This window comes from Nitratireductor sp. GCM10026969 (genome assembly GCF_042660605.1).
Classification (GTDB): domain Bacteria; phylum Pseudomonadota; class Alphaproteobacteria; order Rhizobiales; family Rhizobiaceae; genus Chelativorans.
Genome location: NZ_JBHSUM010000091.1, coordinates 1 through 15,722, shown reverse-complemented (window position 1 = coordinate 15,722; position 15,722 = coordinate 1). Strand labels below are relative to the sequence as shown.

Genomic DNA, 15,722 nt, shown 5'->3' with positions numbered 1-15,722 from the left:
CGACCTGTCTTCGTCCGAAGCCTTCAGGACCCGTGACCGAAGATCCCCGCTCAGTGCTCTTCCCATCATCCACCTCCATCGAGGTGGATGTTGAATCACCTGCGAACGCTGGCGTCACATCTCAATCGATTCATCGAGCACAGGACGTGCTCTAGCGTCAGATGAGGAGATTCGCCGCGCTTATGTGACGGGCGAGGCGCTGATGCTGCTGCGTATCGAGGGCATCGTGGTCTTTGCAGCCGCGACGCCGCCTTCTTGCTCCATGGCGGCGCCTGATATCTCGTGCTCTTTCTTGCCCCCGACCTCTCTTCTCGCCTATACTGCCGGAAAGTGGATCGGCGCCATTGCCTACAACCGCCGTGCGCGCCTAGCGACTTTAGCACAGTACCGACCGCCTAGAAGGCCGGGGCGCTGGGCGCGGCATCGCGCGCATAGCGGCAGATGCGCTCGGAGAGACGCCCGAGACTGGCGCGTAGCGCTGGGAAGCCGTCGTTCTTCTCCAGTGTGTTTGGGTTCATATAGAGGTCGCGGTTGATTTCGATCTGCAGGCTGTGCCGCCCTTCCGTCGGTCGGCCATGCCGCGAGACCAGTTCCGCGCCCTTGTAGGGATCGTTGATGGCGACGCTATAGTCCATCTCCTCGATCACGGATGCCACGAAGGCTGTGAACTCGGGCGCGCAAGAGGTGCCGTCACGGTCGCCGAGAACGAAGGCGGGCCGCGGCTGGCCGGGGTCCGGCGACAAAGCGTTTCCGAAGGCGGTCATCGAGTGGCAATTGACGTGCCATGCCGTGCCCCAGCATCGGTGCGCCTCGTCGAGCGCGGCATCCAGCACCTCGTGATAGGGCCGCCAGCACAGATCGATGCGGCGCTGCACCTCCGCGATACTGAGAAGCCGATCATAAATCGGTACTTTGTCTCCGATTTCGCGGAAGATCAGGCCGACTCCGCGCTTGGTATGATCGCTCGGGCTCACCGGACCCGGCCAGGGCTCTTCGAGCAGTTCCTCGTCGAGATCGACGAGCGTCCTATTGGGATCGATGTAGGTCCGGGCAAAACGGGCGATGACGAGCACCGCTCCATGTCGCGGCGCGTCGGCGACGAGTTCGTCGACGAAGCGATCCTCGCCGCCCTGGAGGAGGTGGAGCGGCACGGCCGGCCGGAAATCCGGCGGATAGACCGCGCCGCTATGGGGGGAATCAAAGACCACCGGCGCGCTTGATCCTGCAGGGTCGTGTCGCCGCACGGTCATCTCCTGCAGTGTTTCCCTGGCAGAAGGGCCCAACTCGCGATGCGTCCTGCTCATCTTCGTTCTTAGGCAATGTCTTCACCATGCTCGCCGGCGGGGTTGGCACGGGTCGGCATCTTTCGGATCTGTGGAAGAAGGTCCCGGCTGAATACATCGTGCAGGCGCTTCAGCTCCTCCACCGGCCGCTCGTGCTCGTCCACCCGGATATCCCAGAGCGGGTATTCCTCCGTGTCGACGATGTAGATCGTCGCCGAGCGCTCACCCTTGGTGTCGCCGCCCGCTTCATCGCCGGCCGCCAGAGCCTCGATTAAGCGCTTGTCGAGCGGACTGTCGGCCATTTGCTTGAATGTCTCCGCCGCGGTGCGCAGAACATGCGGGCCGGCCAAGCGGTTGCCCTGCACGGTGAACCCGTCATCTAGGTGATGACCCGCCCAGTCGGGGCACCCGGAGCCCGTCCAGGCGGCCCTGCCACCCGATACGTCGACGATGGCGAACTGGCGCAGGTCGGCTCGGGGGTCAAGGTCTTTCAGGCGCTCCACGACTTCGTCAGCGGAAAGCCCTTGCCGCAAGAGATCAAGGCCGTCTATCCCGATATAGGGATTGAGCCGTGCCTGCGTGGCGATGGCGCCCACGCGGGTGAAAGCATGCGTCAGCAACTTGCCGACAGCAGGCATCGCAGTGGCCGCAGCGACCCCGAACTGGCCGGTCCTTGCGCATTTGGCGACGATCGAGAAGGTCATCGATCAGGCTTTGCTTTTTTTCGCATGGTGGAGGGCAACGTCACCCGCGCGAACCGGTTCCGCCGCCGCAGGGATCGGCTCATAGTGGCCGCCCCCATAAGACGCCATACCAGAACCGACCCTCGCATCTCCCGAAAGGACAGTAGTGGTCCGGCCATGGCGTGTCCTACCGGTTAGATTGAGTAATGTGCAGTTTTGCGGCGGTGGCGCTGACGCCGGAGCGGAAGTCGACCACGCGATCCGATGCCGGCGCATTTTTGCTCGACGCTGATGCGCTATTGATGAGTGACCCCTCTTGACCGCATCGACAAAGCAACTGACGCCGCAGCCATAATCGGTCAGTCGTTCATCATACCGGATGCTTCTGCGAAGCGAACAACCCTCACTGCCAGATGTTGATCGTGGCCAGTGTCCGCATCAAATGATCGGAGAGAAGGCTCTCGGCAAGTTTCGCATCTCGCGCGGCGATTGCCTCGACAATCGCCGAAAGGTCCTTGTGCGTCTGCGTGCGCACCGGCTGCGGCGCAGGTTTTTCGGTTTCCCTGCCGTCGAAGGCAACGGCCCGCCGGTCGGCCAGGATGCTCTCCATGATCTGCATGAGAAATCGGTTTTTGGTCGCCGCGAACATCTGCTCGTGGAGCGCATAGATGCTTTCCTTGAAGTCGGCCCAGGTCGTCGCATCGAGGACGTTTTCGAGCATCTGCCGCATGGCCGCTACATCGCCTTCATCGGCACGGCTGACCACCAAATGCATCATGGCGGGCTCGAAAAGGAGCCGCCCCTCGACGATTTCCACGAAGGAGGGTACGGCGTCATGCGTGCCAGCGTCGGTCTGGTCCATGCGCTCGAAGACCTGGTCGGCATCTTCGGTAAGGAAGGTCCCTGCCCCGACGCGGCGGCGCACCAGCCCTTCGCGCTCCATGATCGAAAGCGCGCTGCGCACGGCGGTGCGGCTCGTCCTCAGCTGGCTCGCCAGCTCGCGCTCGTTGGGCAGCTTGGAGCCTGGTATCATGATGCCATCGCGGATCGCCCGCAGAAGCGCGCGATAAACGAGCGAAGGCGTAGCCCTCTCCTGTGAGGTCACGACATTGAGTTCGATGGGGCGGGCGCTGGTGTCCATTTTCTCTTCTGAACGAGTCGAATGCGCTTGAGAAACCCTGTCTTATGCGTGAAGTCAACCATTCCGGTTCAATCCGGATCGTTCTACCTCTGGACCGTCACTGATTTCCCGCTCGCCGCTGAATGCGCAAGCGCATCCAGCACCGGGATCGCGTCGAAGGCTTCCTGCCATGGCTGGAGATAGGGCGTTCCGTCGCGGGTCGCGGTGACGAAATGGTCGATTTCATCGGCAAGGTCGCCGGTGATCCGGCCGTTGATCTCCGGCCACAGATGTGTGTCCCCGCCAATCGTGCCGGCATCAGAAACGGCATAAAAGCCCTGGTCGGTAACATCGAGATAGGTGGCGGCCCTGGTGCCGACGACTTCCAGGGCGGCGCGGAACCCGTTCATCAGCCCGTCCGGCCAGGCCCAACTGTAATCGATGCTGCCGATAGCGCCGTTCTCGAAATTGACGACGGCGTAAAGCGCATCCTCATTTCCGGTACCCAGCACCTCGCGCTTCTGGGCATAGACCCGCGAGATCCGCGAGCGGGCGATCCACTGCATAGCGTCGATGTCGTGAACGCCCATGTAGAAGAGAATGGAACTCGCCGGCCCCAGCCGCCGGGCCGTGGAGCGGATGCCGTTGCGCTTGGCGCGCAGATGGATCACCTCACCCAGGCGTTCAGGCGCGACCGCCTCGTGCACCTGGACGTAGCGCGGGTCGAAACGCAATATGTGCCCGACCATCAGCCTGGCGCCGCTCTCTTCGACCGCCGCCGCGATCCTGCCGGCGGTGGCCGTGTCATGGGCCATGGGCTTTTCCAGCAGGATCGCCTTGCCTGCACGGACCGCGGCGACTGCCGCCTCCTCGTGCAGGCGGTCCGGCAGGCAGATGCTCACCGCCTCGATATCGGCACGCGCCAGAAGTTCCGTGAATTCCGCATGGGCCTCAGCGCCGGTGGCGCTTGCCACTGCCGCGGCTGCGTCCGGGTTCTTGTCGCAGACGGCGACGAGCTTCGCCGCCGGGTGCTGGGCATAAAGGCGTGCGTGCCGCGCCCCGAAATAGCCAAGCCCGATGACGCCGACCCCAAGCTCATTCATCCCTGCCGCCCCTCTCCGATCGGCCATTGCGCGAAATCCTGCAGGAATTGCACCAGCGTCTCGGTGCAGGCGGAGAAGAACCGTTCCCCCTGTTCGGCGCTGGCGAGCGACGGGTCGCCCAGCGTGCCGGTGGGCGAGAGGGCGGCGAAATCGAGATAGGTGCTGACCCGGCTTCCTTCCACGAGATCTGTGGAGAGATAGGGCGTTCCGCTCTCCGGATAAATCGAAGCGGCCTCGTCGATGCGCACGAGGCTCGGCTTCAGATGCTGCATCATCGCAGTCTCGAACTCGCCGGCATGGCCCGTGCCTCCCTTACGCGACTTGCGCAGGGAGGCGATCTCGGCGGCGGCCAGCTTGAAGTAGGTGAAGCCGGCGATGCGCGCCTTCCCATAGTGCTCATGCCCGAGGGACGTGGCCATCATGTCGATGAGATTGGCGTTGCCGCCATGGCCGTTGACGAGGACGATGCGGCGAAAGCCGTGCTTCACGACGCTTCCCACGATGTCTGCGCCGAGCGCCATCAGCGTTTCCGCCCTGAGCGTGATGCTGCCGGCAAACTGCATATGGTGAGGGGAATAGCCGTACCAGGGTGGCGGCAGCACGAGAACATGCGGCGCCAGCCGCTCGGCGGCGGCAAGGCACAGGCCCTCGGAGAGCATCGTATCCGTACCGAGCGGCATGTGATTGCCGTGCTGCTCCACCGACCCGATCGGCAGGACGAGCACAGTTCTCTCCCGGTCGAGCGCGTCGATTTGGGGTGAGGTCATCTCCTCGAAGCGCACCTGCGGCCCTCCTATCCGATGGTGAAGGTTGCGGTTCTCAGGTCGGACATGGCTTCCAGCGAATAGCGCCCACCGATGCGGCCAATCCCGCTTTCCTTACCGGATGCGCCACCGAAGGGAATATGCAGCTCCCAGTAATTGCTGGTGTCGTTGACATTCACGATCCCCGCCTGCACCTCTTCGACGAAGCGGAACGCGCGGTCTATGTCGCGCGTAAAGACGGAGGCGACGAGCCCGAATCGGTTGTCGTGGGCCGCGGCGAGCGCTTCCTCATCGCTCTCCACCCGGATGAGCGGTGCGACAGGACCGAACGTTTCCTCTTGGTTCAGGAGGCTGTCGCGGCCAACATTGCCGAGCACCGTGGGCTGGAAATAGAGGTCGCTTGGCAAGCCCTGGGCGGGGCGGCCGCCTGCCAATGCCTGCGCCCCCCGCTTCAGCGCATCGTCGACATGCTCGGCCACCTTTGCCGCGACGGCCGGATTGTTGAGCGGGCCCATGGTCACATTCTCCCGGCGAGGATCGCCGAGCACGACCTTTCCCGCTTCCTCCACCATGCGTTCGGCGAAGGCGTCATAAATGGCGGTGTGAACGAGGACGCGCTCGGAGGAGGAGCAGACCTGGCCGGCATTCACGAAGCAGCCGGAGGCGGTCGCGCGCACGGCCTTGTCGAGATCGGCATCGTCGAGCACGATCACCGGGCCGTTGCCGCCCAGTTCCAGAAGCTGCGCCTTGCCTGCGGCGCGCGCGGCGATCTTCCGGCCGGTAGGCACGCTGCCGGTGAAGCCTACAGCATCGGTGCCCGGGTTGGAGACGATCTCGTCGCCCACTTCCGGGCCGGCGCCCGTGACGAGGTTGAGAATGCCGGCGGGCGGATCGGCCTCGGCGATCACCTCCGTCAGGGCGGCTGCAATCAGGGCGGTGGTGGGCGCTGGATTCCAGATGATGGCATTGCCCGCCGCGAGGCCGGGCGCCAGATACTCCACGGGAATGTTGACCGGAAAATTCCAGGGCGTGATGACGGCATAGACGCCGCGCGGACGATAGAAGGTAATCACCCTCTTCGAGGGGTCCTCGGTCGGGATGGTGCGTCCTTCGAGATATTTGACCAGGTCGGCTGCGAGGTTGAATCCATCGGCCGCCTTGCCGATTTCGAAGCGCGCTTCGGCGACGGGCTTGCCCTGCTCCAGCGTCAGCAAGGCTGCAAGCGGCTCGGCTCTCTTCTCGATGCGATCTGCCATGCGGCGCAGGAGCGCCGCGCGGTCCCAAAGCGATGTGCGCCCCCACGCGGCTTGCGCGTTTCGCGCTGCCGCGATTGCCTGCCGCGCCGTCTCGCGGCTGCTCCACGCTATGCGGCCAATCGGCCTGCGGTCGATGGGGCTTAGCGCTTCCTTGGTGGCGCCCGACGCTTCGCCCTGCCACTGCCCGGCGATGAAGTCCGTCCTGCCGTCGAATGTGAAACTCATGGCGCACTCAAAGCTCGCAGTAAAGGTTGCAATTGATTTGGAATGGTCTCTATAGTGCAGCCAATGGGTAAAGTGTCAATGATCTTTGGCCGCGATTGCGGCCGGCACGCCATGCCCAGTGGGGTGAGCCAAGGGAGGAATAGAATGTCACTGAAGAAGCTTCCCGCAGCGGCCATGCTGGTGGGCGCGACCCTCGCGGCCCAGCCCTCCTCCGCGCAGGATATCACGTTGGAATTCGTCGTCTGGAATTATGCGCTGGACACGATCCAGGACAATGTCCGCCGCTTTGAGGAGGCCAATCCGGGCATCAAGGTCAACGTTACCGACTATACCTGGCCCGACTATCAGGACAGCCTAGTGCTGCGCTTCCGTGGCGGCACGCAGACAGACGTGCTCTATGGCGGTCAGGATTGGTTGCCGGCCTGGGCCTCGGCCGGATGGATCGCGCCGCTCGACAAGATCGTGCCGGAAGGCATGATCGACACGCTGAGTGGCGAGATGGCCGGTTTCGCCCTCTCCGATGTCACTTATGAGGACCAGGTCTACGGTCTGCCCTACTACGCCGACACGATCTCCTTCCTCTACAATTCCGAGATCCTCGAGGAGCACGGCATCGAGGTGCCGGAGACCTGGGAGGACGTGACGGCGGCAGCCGAGAAGCTCAAGGCGGCCGGCATGGATCGCCCCATCGTCTACGAATACAATCAGGAACTGCCCAACTTCTTCGATGCATTCGTGGCGCAGGTCTATGGGCGCGGCGGCGATCTCTTCGATGAGGATCTGAACGCGGTGTTCAACCAACCGGACAATGCCGCCTACCAGCACCTCGAATGGCTGCGCGATGCCTTCGAGAAGGAGTTGGTGCAGCCGGAGAACCACGAATCCAACATCATCACGACGATGAATACCGGCCAGCATGCCTTCACCATCGTCTACAATTACGTGCTGGCGGCCATGAACAACAAGGCGGAGCAACCGCTTGCCGGCCAGTTCTCCCTGGCGCCGATGCCGGGCGAGGCACATTCGACGCTGGGCTTCGCCAAATTCTACGCCGTCACGGCCACGACGGCCGACGATCCCGAAAGGGCAGAGGCTGCCTGGAAGTTCGTCGAGTTCATGGCAGGCCAGCCCTACGATGTCGCCAAGCGCTGGGCAGTCGAGCACGGGCTGGGCTTCGGACAACTGCCGCTCCTGGAGGACCAAGAGGTCAGAGAAGCGTGGGGCGAGTGGGTCGACATGGACGTGCTTTCCAATCAGATAGAGAACGCACGAGCCGGCACCTGGACCGAGTGGACGGCCGTCTGGTCGGCCTTTTTCCGGCCGCTGCTGGCGAGCGCCATGGTGGGCGAGATCAGCGTCGAGCAAGCCATGAACGACGGCGCCGAGCGCTGGAACACGCTGCGCGAGCAGTTTGCCAACCGCTAGCGGTTAGCTCACGGGCGGCTTGTTCACAGGCCGCCCTCCATACACGCTCAACCACCACTTCCAGGATGTCATCTCGCCGATGTGGGCCATCAAACGTTATCCGCTGCTCTGGCTGCTGCCCGCGCTCCTGCCGGTCGCGGCCTTCATCGTCTACCCGGTGGCTTACGCGTTCTGGACCAGCCTGCATCAGGTGATGCTCCTGTTTCCGGGCGAGCCTTTCGTCGGCTTCGACAACTACGCCCGGGTGCTCACCTCCAGCTACTTCAGGACCGCATTTCTCAATTCCGTCGTCTTCATGCTCCTGGCGGCGCCCCTTGTGGTGATCCTGGGGGTCTCTGCGGCCTTGTTCCTGCAGCGGCGCTTCGCCGGCTCGATGTTGGTCCGCTCCGTCGTGTTGCTGCCATGGGTGCTGCCGGGCGCGATCAGTGCGGTCCTTTGGATCTGGGTTTTCCACCCCAGCTTCGGCATCATAAACGGCGTACTTCTGGGGGTCGGCGCCCTGGATGCGCCGATCCAATGGCTGAACACGCCGCGGCTGGCCTTCGCCTGTGTCCTGGTCGCCCATGTCTGGACGCAAATTCCCTTCGCGGTGGTGCTCACCATGGCCGCACTTTCCGCCATAAATTCCGAGACGTTGGAGGCGGCAACGATCGACTGCCGCAACGGCTGGAAGCGCTTCTGGTATGTTGTCTTCCCGGAGGTCAAGGCGATGATCGTCGTGCTTCTGATCTATAACGCCCTCATCGCCTTCACCACTTACGATCTCGTCTATGCGATGACCGGCGGCGGGCCGGGCACGGCCACGACGCTGCTCGCCTTCCAGATCTGGCGCGAGAGCTTCGCGATGTATGATTTCGGCGCGGGTTCGGCGCTCGCCTTCGTCATGGTGGCCGTGGCGGCCCTGCTGATCGTCCTCATCACCCGCGCCCTGCCGTCGGATCTGTTCGGGGAGCGTCCATGATGGCCGGCCGCGGCAACCGCCTTTCCACCTTCCTCATCGCCACGCTGATCCTGATGTTCACGGGCGGGCCAGTGCTTCTGGCGCTCTATGGGAGCCTTGTTCCCGACCGGGTCCTGCTCAGCCGGGAGACTTCCGTTTTCGACTACGGGCTTTCGCTCGAGAGTTATCGTTATGTCTTCTTCGGCGAGCTACCGCCCTCCTATCTGGTGGAGGGCGCCAACCGGTCGATGATCTCTGATGCCGCCCGGCAGGTGCCGCAGAGCCTGTGGAACAGCGCGCGCATCGCGCTTTCGGCCATGGCGCTCAACATCCTGCTTGGCGCGCCGGCAGCCTATGTCTTCGCCCGCTACGCCTTTCCGGCCAAGAAGCTGAGCTTCATGTTCATCATCCTCTCGCCGCTGGTGCCAACGACGGCGCTCGTGGTGCCGATCTACATGCTGATGCAGTCGCTGGGGCTGATCGGCTCCATCTACGGTATCATCCTAGTGCATACCGCGCAGGCGCTACCTTTCACGGTGCTTATCTTGTCCGTTTTCTTCCGCAAGCTGCCGACGGAACTGTTCGAGGCGGCGATGCTCGACTGCTGCACCGGCTTCCAGGGCTTCATCCGCATCGCCGTGCCGCTGGCCCTGCCCTCCATAGGGGCGACGGGCCTCTTTGCCTTCATGCTCTCCTACTCTGAGTACATCTTCTCCCTGGTATTGTCCGGCGAGGCGCGATCGCGCCCCGTCTCAGTGGTCATGGCCGCGCTTGCGCGCAACACGGACGTGTCGTGGAGCCTGCTCAACACCAGCATCTTCATCGCTATCATCCCCACGCTCGTGCTTGTGGTCCTGGTCTGGCGCTTCGTCGTCGAGGGTCTGCTCTCGGGCTCGGTCAAAGGATAGGAGACAATGGAGTCGGGAAACCGGAACCGTCCCCACCCGCTCAAACATCTGCCGGCAGGGGCTGCGCAGCACAAGACCGCCGGTCCCTACTCACCGGTTCTTGAAGTCGATGCCCGCCGGCTGGTGGTGATCTCGGGCCAGGTGGCGGTGGATCCGAACGGCAACGTGATAGGCTCGACGATTGAGGAGCAGACCCGTGCCACGCTCGACAATTGCGCGCGGCAGCTGGCCACGGTCGGCTGCGGTTTGGCGGATGTGTTCAAGGCCAACATCTACCTTCTGAACCTTGCCGATTGGGATCGTTTCAACATGGTCTACGAAGCGATTCTGCCCGAACCCCGCCCCGTCAGGACGGCGGTTCAGGCGGTGCTTCTTCCAGGCTTCCTGGTGGAAATCGAGATGTGGGCCGTAAAGGCCGGGAAATAGGATCGTTCATGGCATCCGTCGAACTGAAATCGGTCAGCAAGAGCTTCGGCAATGTGAAAGCCGTACGGGACGTCTCTCTGACGATCCCGGACCGCGAGTTCGTGGTCTTCGTCGGCCCATCGGGATGCGGCAAATCCACCCTGCTACGCGTGATCGCCGGACTGGAAGAAATAAGCGCGGGCGAGATCAGCATCGGCGGCAGGCGCGTGAATGACATACCGGCAGCCGATCGTGGTATCGCCATGGTGTTCCAGTCCTATGCACTCTATCCGCATATGACGGTGGGTGAAAACATGGGTTTCGGCCTGAAGATGTCCGGTGTGCCGAGGGAAGAGGTGAAGGCCAAGGTCGCGCAAGCAGCTTCCATATTGCAGATCGAGGAATTGCTGGAGCGCAAGCCGAGGGCGCTTTCCGGTGGCCAGCGCCAACGTGTCGCCATCGGCCGGGCGATCACCCGCAACCCGGATGTTTTCCTGTTCGACGAGCCTTTGTCCAACCTGGATGCCGGCCTGCGCGCACAGATGCGCGTCGAGCTTGCCCGCCTGCACGCCGAATTCAACGCCACCATGATCTATGTAACGCATGATCAGGTGGAGGCGATGACTCTTGCCGATCGGATCGTCGTCCTGAACAAGGGCCGCATCGAGCAGCAGGGCGCGCCCCTCGATCTTTATGAGCGCCCCGACAGCATGTTCGTGGCGAGTTTCCTCGGACAGCCCAAGATCAACTTCCTCGACGTCACAATGCAAGCGAAGCAGGGTGCGACCGTTCTCCGCCTTTCCGACGGACACGAGGTGACACTTCCAAGTGGCCTCTCCGGCAAAGTCACGCCGGACGCGGCGGCGGTGCTCGGCATACGGCCAGACGCAATAACCGTTTCAAGCAGAGCAACGGCAGGCGCCATCCCCGGCAAACTTGACCTGGTCGAGCATCTGGGAAGCGAAACGTTGATGCATATCCGCCTGCCGGAAATTTCCGAGCTGGTCACCGTCGCCGCGCCAGGAAGCAAGCGCTTCAAAAAGGGAGCAAACTGCTGGATCACCTTCGATCTAAAACGGGTTCTCTTATTCGACCACAGGGGATTACGGATTCCCTAGCCTGCTTCCAGTGACGAAGGATGAACGCGTCTGCCCTGCAGGCGCCGAGGATGCCAACCTTCAGACCGAAGCTACGCGACAGCCCGCGGATACCGTTCTCGATGACGATGGATTGCTGCAAAGCAAGGGGGGAACCAGCAAATGATAATTGCCCCGAAATTCTCACATCTGTTGCGGCCTAGAAAAAACCCGGTTCATGCATCTCTCGGCACAATCACGCTGTCTTTGCTTATGCGAAAAACCCGCACCAAACAGCTAGCAAGTTAATGTTCCCCTTACGTACACTTGGTCATTGGTGAACCCAGCGCAGGCACAGGCCAAACACGGCCAATTTTAGCAAATTGACCGTGCCTGATGTTGGCTCAAATTGGCTGACAACCCCTACCGAAATCGCCAGCTATGCTGCTCATTTTAGTACATGGCTCGCGCATCTTCCGATAGCTCAACAGGAAGCTCTTCCAATGAGAAAGCTGGATCGGCGCCTCACGCACAGGAGACTTGAACGGATATTCTGACGGTGCAATTCTCAAGCTTGCGCGGGTATTTGCGCATCTGGCCGCACGAGAAGATCATGCGCTGGATCTGACAAGGAGCGCATGCGATGAAAAAGCGAGCGGCAATCTACGCCAGATTTTCGACCGACCTTCAAAATGAGCGCACCATCGATGATCAGATAGCACTTTGTCAGAAGCATGCCGGGCAACACGATCTCTACGTTGTGGGCACGTTTGAAGACCGCGCAAGATTGGGCGCCTCGGTTTCGGACGCGATGGCTTGCTCCGTCTTAATGGACGCCGCCAAAGACAATGCTTTTGATGTCCATGTCGCGGAAGCATTGGACCGTCTCTCTCGTGACATCGAAGACCTAGCAGGCATTCATATGCGCCTAGCCTTCCTCAATATCGAAATAAGAGCTGTGCTCGATGGCGTGGCCAACACGGTTCTCGTCGGCCTTCGGGGGCTGCTGGTCGGCCAACTCTATCGCGAAGACAACACGCATAAGATTCGACGTGGCCAGGCTGGGCGTGTCGGACAGGGCCTCAACGCCGGTGGGCTAACCTACGGCTATGCTCCGGTCCCAGGCAAGCCTGGAAGAAGGCAGATGTCGAGGAAGAGGCTGAAATCATCCGCCGCAACTTCAGCGAATATGTCGCCGGGCGCACGCCACTCGCCAAGAGCATCGGCGATCCGTACGTGACTGGTCCGCGCTCGACGGAACTCTACCATCTGCGCGAGGCGGTTCTTGCAGAACTGGTAAAAGCCCTACCCGCCTTCGTCGTCGTTTCGCTGCACCCCGCCATCCTCAAGCGCTACGAAGAGCAACTCGAAAATCTGCAATACGCGCTGGCGGAGGGCATCCGGTCAGGTGATCAGGAATGCGCGAAAGCCATACGGGAATTGATCGAAACGGTGACGGTCTACCGCGATCCTTCACAACAGCCCGGCGCTGTCGAGATCAAGATTGCAGGACGCCTGAATTCGATCCTGGGGAGAGCGCGCCTACCCCAATGGCGTCAAACAGGTGTGGGGATTGGTGGTAGCGGAGGGGCGCTTCATTTCAACATTTTATGTCCTCAAAAATGGGAGAAGAAACCATGAAACGGGCTTTCTTGCTGTCGCTCGCCGTGGCCTTGCCGGCGACGGGCTTCGTCTCTACGAGCGCGGTCGGCGATCCGGCCATGAGTTATGGCCAGCGTCCGGCATATCTGGTGGACAAGCTCGAAGAGGGCGAGTTGAAGGACAAATTGTCCGGCTGCCTGGCACAAACACCCGAGCGGACCGATTTTTCGATCGGTCACCGCGGCGCGCCGCTCATGTTCCCCGAGCATACGGTCCAGTCGAACCTCGCGGCGGCACGTCAGGGCGCCGGCATCCTCGAATGCGACGTGACCTTCACAAGGGACAAGGAACTCGTCTGCCGGCACGCGCAGAACGATCTCCACACCACGACCGACATCGTGACCACCGACCTGAACGCCAAGTGCACCCAGCCCTTCACGCCGGCCTCGGGAGAGACCGAAGCCACGGCCGAGTGCCGCACCTCCGACATAACGCTCGAGGAATTCAGGACGCTCAAGCCCAAGATGGACTCCTCGGACCCGACAGCCGAAACGGCAGAGGCCTTTCTGGGCGGCACGGCGCCTTTCCGCACGACCCTTTATGCCGACGGCGCCGAGTTGATGACGCACGCCGAATCGATTGAGCTCTTCAAGTCGCTCGGCGCCAAGTTCACGCCCGAACTGAAGGCCCCCTCGGTCGAGATGCCTTTCGACGGCTTCAGCCAGGAAGATTACGCGCAGAAACTCGTCGACGAATATGAGGCGGCCGGCGTACCGCCGGAAGACGTCTGGCCGCAGAGCTTCAACCTGAGCGACATCCGCTACTGGATCGACAACACCGCCTATGGCGAACAGGCGGTCTATCTTGATGACCGCTACGAAGCGTCGGACGACGACGAAGGGATGATCGATCCGAACGATCCCGCGACCTTCAAGCCGACCATGCAGGAGCTGGCCGACATGGGCGTGAACTACATCGCGCCGCCGATCTGGATGCTCATCACCACGAACGAAGCCGGAGAAATCGTCCCGTCGGCCTATGCCGAGGCGGCGAAGGAAGTCGGGCTCACCATAATCTCCTGGTCGCTCGAGCGCTCCGGACCGCTTGCCGACGGCGGCGGCTGGTATTTCCAGTCGGTCGAGGACGTGATCGACAGCGATGCGGACTATTACAACGTGCTGCACGTTTTGGCGCAGGACGTCGGGATCGTCGGCATGTTCTCCGACTGGCCCGCGACCGTGACATTCTACGCGAACTGCTACGGTCTGTGAGACGCCGGCCACGGCGCGCCTGACGCGCCGGCGCATTCAGATCCGCTCGGCAGGCGTATCCGGCATGACATCCGGCCGGCTACGCCGCCGAGCGCCCTCCCCGCTGTGGCACGACTCCCGACATGCGGAGGCCGGAAGACGTCCACGGTCTCGTGACCATATCGACATCGAATCGGATTGAGGATGATGAGGATCCGCTTTTCGGCCAATCTCGGCTTCCTCTGGAACGAACGGCCCCTCCCCCAGGCTGTACGCGCAGCCGCGCGTTCGGGCTTCGACGCAGTCGAGCTGCACTGGCCGTATGCGGTCGAGCCCGCGCTCCTCAGGCAAGCGCTGGCCGAAAGCGCGCTGCCGGTTCTCGGCCTGAACACGACGCGGGGTGACCCGGAGGCCGGAGAGTTCGGCCTTTCCGCCCTGCCCGGCCGCGAGAAGGACGCCCGCACCGCCATCGACCGGGCGCTCGCCTACGCGGCCGAGATTGGCGCCGCGTCCGTCCACGTCATGGCGGGCAGGACGGACCATCCGGATGCCCGCGCCACCTTCATCGGCAATCTGCGCTACGCGGCCGACCGGGCAGCACCGATGAAGACAACCATCCTTCTGGAGCCGCTCAACAGCCATGACGTACCGGGCTACTTCCTGACCGACAACGCGCTGGCTGCAAGGCTCATCGACGAGGCGGCCCGTGACAATATCCGCATCATGTTCGACTGCTACCATGTCGGGCGGTCCGGCAAGCCGGTGCTGGAGGAGTTCACCGCCCATCGCGCCCTCATCGGCTACGTGCAGTTCGCCGCCGTGCCCGACCGTGGCGAGCCCGACCATGGCGATGTGGATTACGCCACGCTGCTGCCCACGCTGGCGGAAAGCGGCTACCACGGCTATTTCGGCGCCGAATACCGGCCACGGGGGACGACGGAAGACGGGCTCGGCTGGCTTTCCCGTTGGCGTTGAGCCCGTCTCCCGCAACGGCAGGGTAATCTCGTGTGAAAAGCTTTGTTGCGGCGTTGGCAAATGAGACGGGTCACACGTCGGTCGTCATCCCGGAAGCCGTAGCGACAGCGCAGGCTGTCCGGGATCCATTCCGGAACGGTTTCGCTGGTCAAAGCACTGGGGAATGGATCCCGGCCCTCTCTCCGCTTCGCTTCGTTCGGCCAGGATTGACGTCCGTGGAAACGAACACCGCTCATCTTGCCCACTCTGTTGGCCCGCCCGTTGGTCGCCCGGGGCCGCGCGGCGGCGTTTTTAGCCGGAAGCAAACTCGCCGTTTTCTTCCGTTACTCGGACTGGGCGTTTCCGCCGCGCGCGGGCCTCTTCGCCGATCCGCCACCCTTGGGCGGGTTGTCGATCATGGCCATATGAACGGGAACAGCCATGATGGAGCCCGCCATGACGCCTTTCTCGCTTCTCGACCTCGCCCCCATCGCCGAGGGCGCCTCGGCCGCCGATGCACTTGCCAACATGTCCGACCTTGCCACCCGTGCCGAGGCGTGGGGCTACAACCGCTTCTGGCTCGCCGAGCATCACAACATGCCGGGGATCGCCAGCGCGGCCACGGCGGTGCTGATCGCCCATGTGGCCGCCGCCACGCGGCGCATCCGCGTCGGCGCGGGCGGGATCATGCTGCCAAACCACGCGCCGCTGATGGTGGCCGAGCAGTT

Annotated in this window: 16 protein-coding genes; 10 read left to right on the top strand and 6 right to left on the bottom strand. The window is 62.6% G+C overall.

Going from position 1 to position 15,722, the window contains the following annotated elements:
* Positions 1-395: 395 nt before the first annotated feature.
* From ACFP9U_RS16815 to ACFP9U_RS16790, 6 genes are all read right to left on the bottom strand, one after another.
* A complete protein-coding gene (locus tag ACFP9U_RS16815; protein WP_378623203.1) occupies positions 396-1,208 on the bottom strand; it encodes an N-formylglutamate amidohydrolase in 813 nt (270 codons plus the stop codon).
* A gap of 104 nt (positions 1,209-1,312) precedes the next feature.
* Positions 1,313-1,987: a DUF1028 domain-containing protein gene (locus ACFP9U_RS16810; RefSeq protein WP_378623200.1), complete on the bottom strand. Its 675-nt coding sequence runs from the start codon at positions 1,985-1,987 to the stop codon at positions 1,313-1,315.
* A 382-nt stretch (positions 1,988-2,369) separates the two neighbouring features.
* Positions 2,370-3,107, bottom strand: a complete 738-nt coding sequence (locus ACFP9U_RS16805; protein WP_378623198.1) for a FadR/GntR family transcriptional regulator — start codon at positions 3,105-3,107, stop codon at positions 2,370-2,372.
* 83 nt (positions 3,108-3,190) lie between these two features.
* A complete protein-coding gene (locus ACFP9U_RS16800; protein WP_378623196.1) occupies positions 3,191-4,189 on the bottom strand; it encodes a Gfo/Idh/MocA family protein in 999 nt (332 codons plus the stop codon).
* Positions 4,186-4,971: a creatininase family protein gene (locus tag ACFP9U_RS16795; RefSeq protein WP_378623194.1), complete on the bottom strand. Its 786-nt coding sequence runs from the start codon at positions 4,969-4,971 to the stop codon at positions 4,186-4,188. Before ACFP9U_RS16795 ends, ACFP9U_RS16800 begins: the two co-directional genes overlap by 4 nt.
* An 11-nt stretch (positions 4,972-4,982) precedes the next feature.
* Positions 4,983-6,434, bottom strand: coding sequence for an aldehyde dehydrogenase family protein (locus ACFP9U_RS16790; RefSeq protein ID WP_378623192.1), 1,452 nt, complete (start codon positions 6,432-6,434; stop codon positions 4,983-4,985).
* Between the two features lie 144 nt (positions 6,435-6,578).
* Here ACFP9U_RS16790 and ACFP9U_RS16785 point away from each other — a divergent pair, with 144 nt between their 5' ends.
* The 10 genes from ACFP9U_RS16785 to ACFP9U_RS16740 form a co-directional block, all read left to right on the top strand.
* Positions 6,579-7,859 (top strand): ABC transporter substrate-binding protein, encoded by a 1,281-nt coding sequence (locus tag ACFP9U_RS16785; RefSeq protein ID WP_378623191.1) that lies wholly within the window; start codon positions 6,579-6,581, stop codon positions 7,857-7,859.
* A gap of 79 nt (positions 7,860-7,938) precedes the next feature.
* A complete protein-coding gene (locus ACFP9U_RS16780) occupies positions 7,939-8,820 on the top strand; it encodes a carbohydrate ABC transporter permease (protein WP_378623190.1) in 882 nt (293 codons plus the stop codon).
* Positions 8,817-9,707 (top strand): carbohydrate ABC transporter permease, encoded by an 891-nt coding sequence (locus ACFP9U_RS16775; RefSeq protein WP_378623189.1) that lies wholly within the window; start codon positions 8,817-8,819, stop codon positions 9,705-9,707. Before ACFP9U_RS16780 ends, ACFP9U_RS16775 begins: the two co-directional genes overlap by 4 nt.
* A 6-nt stretch (positions 9,708-9,713) precedes the next feature.
* A complete protein-coding gene (locus ACFP9U_RS16770; protein WP_378623187.1) occupies positions 9,714-10,133 on the top strand; it encodes a RidA family protein in 420 nt (139 codons plus the stop codon).
* An 8-nt stretch (positions 10,134-10,141) separates the two neighbouring features.
* Positions 10,142-11,230 carry an ABC transporter ATP-binding protein gene (locus ACFP9U_RS16765; RefSeq protein WP_378623205.1) on the top strand — a complete coding sequence of 363 codons (1,089 nt, stop codon included), beginning with the start codon at positions 10,142-10,144 and terminating at the stop codon, positions 11,228-11,230.
* Between the two features lie 601 nt (positions 11,231-11,831).
* Positions 11,832-12,428 (top strand): recombinase family protein, encoded by a 597-nt coding sequence (locus tag ACFP9U_RS16760; protein WP_378623186.1) that lies wholly within the window; start codon positions 11,832-11,834, stop codon positions 12,426-12,428.
* The gene (locus ACFP9U_RS16755) at positions 12,425-12,829 is read left to right on the top strand and encodes a hypothetical protein (RefSeq protein WP_378623185.1); all 405 of its coding nucleotides are present in this window, start codon (positions 12,425-12,427) and stop codon (positions 12,827-12,829) included. The genes ACFP9U_RS16760 and ACFP9U_RS16755 overlap by 4 nt, the downstream gene beginning before the upstream one ends.
* Positions 12,826-14,061, top strand: coding sequence for a glycerophosphodiester phosphodiesterase family protein (locus tag ACFP9U_RS16750; protein WP_378623184.1), 1,236 nt, complete (start codon positions 12,826-12,828; stop codon positions 14,059-14,061). Before ACFP9U_RS16755 ends, ACFP9U_RS16750 begins: the two co-directional genes overlap by 4 nt.
* 183 nt (positions 14,062-14,244) lie before the next feature.
* Entirely contained in the window at positions 14,245-15,015 is a 771-nt protein-coding gene (locus ACFP9U_RS16745) for a hydroxypyruvate isomerase family protein (RefSeq protein WP_378623182.1), read from the top strand.
* A gap of 435 nt (positions 15,016-15,450) precedes the next feature.
* A partial coding sequence (locus tag ACFP9U_RS16740) for an LLM class flavin-dependent oxidoreductase (RefSeq protein ID WP_378623180.1) occupies positions 15,451-15,722 on the top strand: 272 nt, incomplete at its 3' end.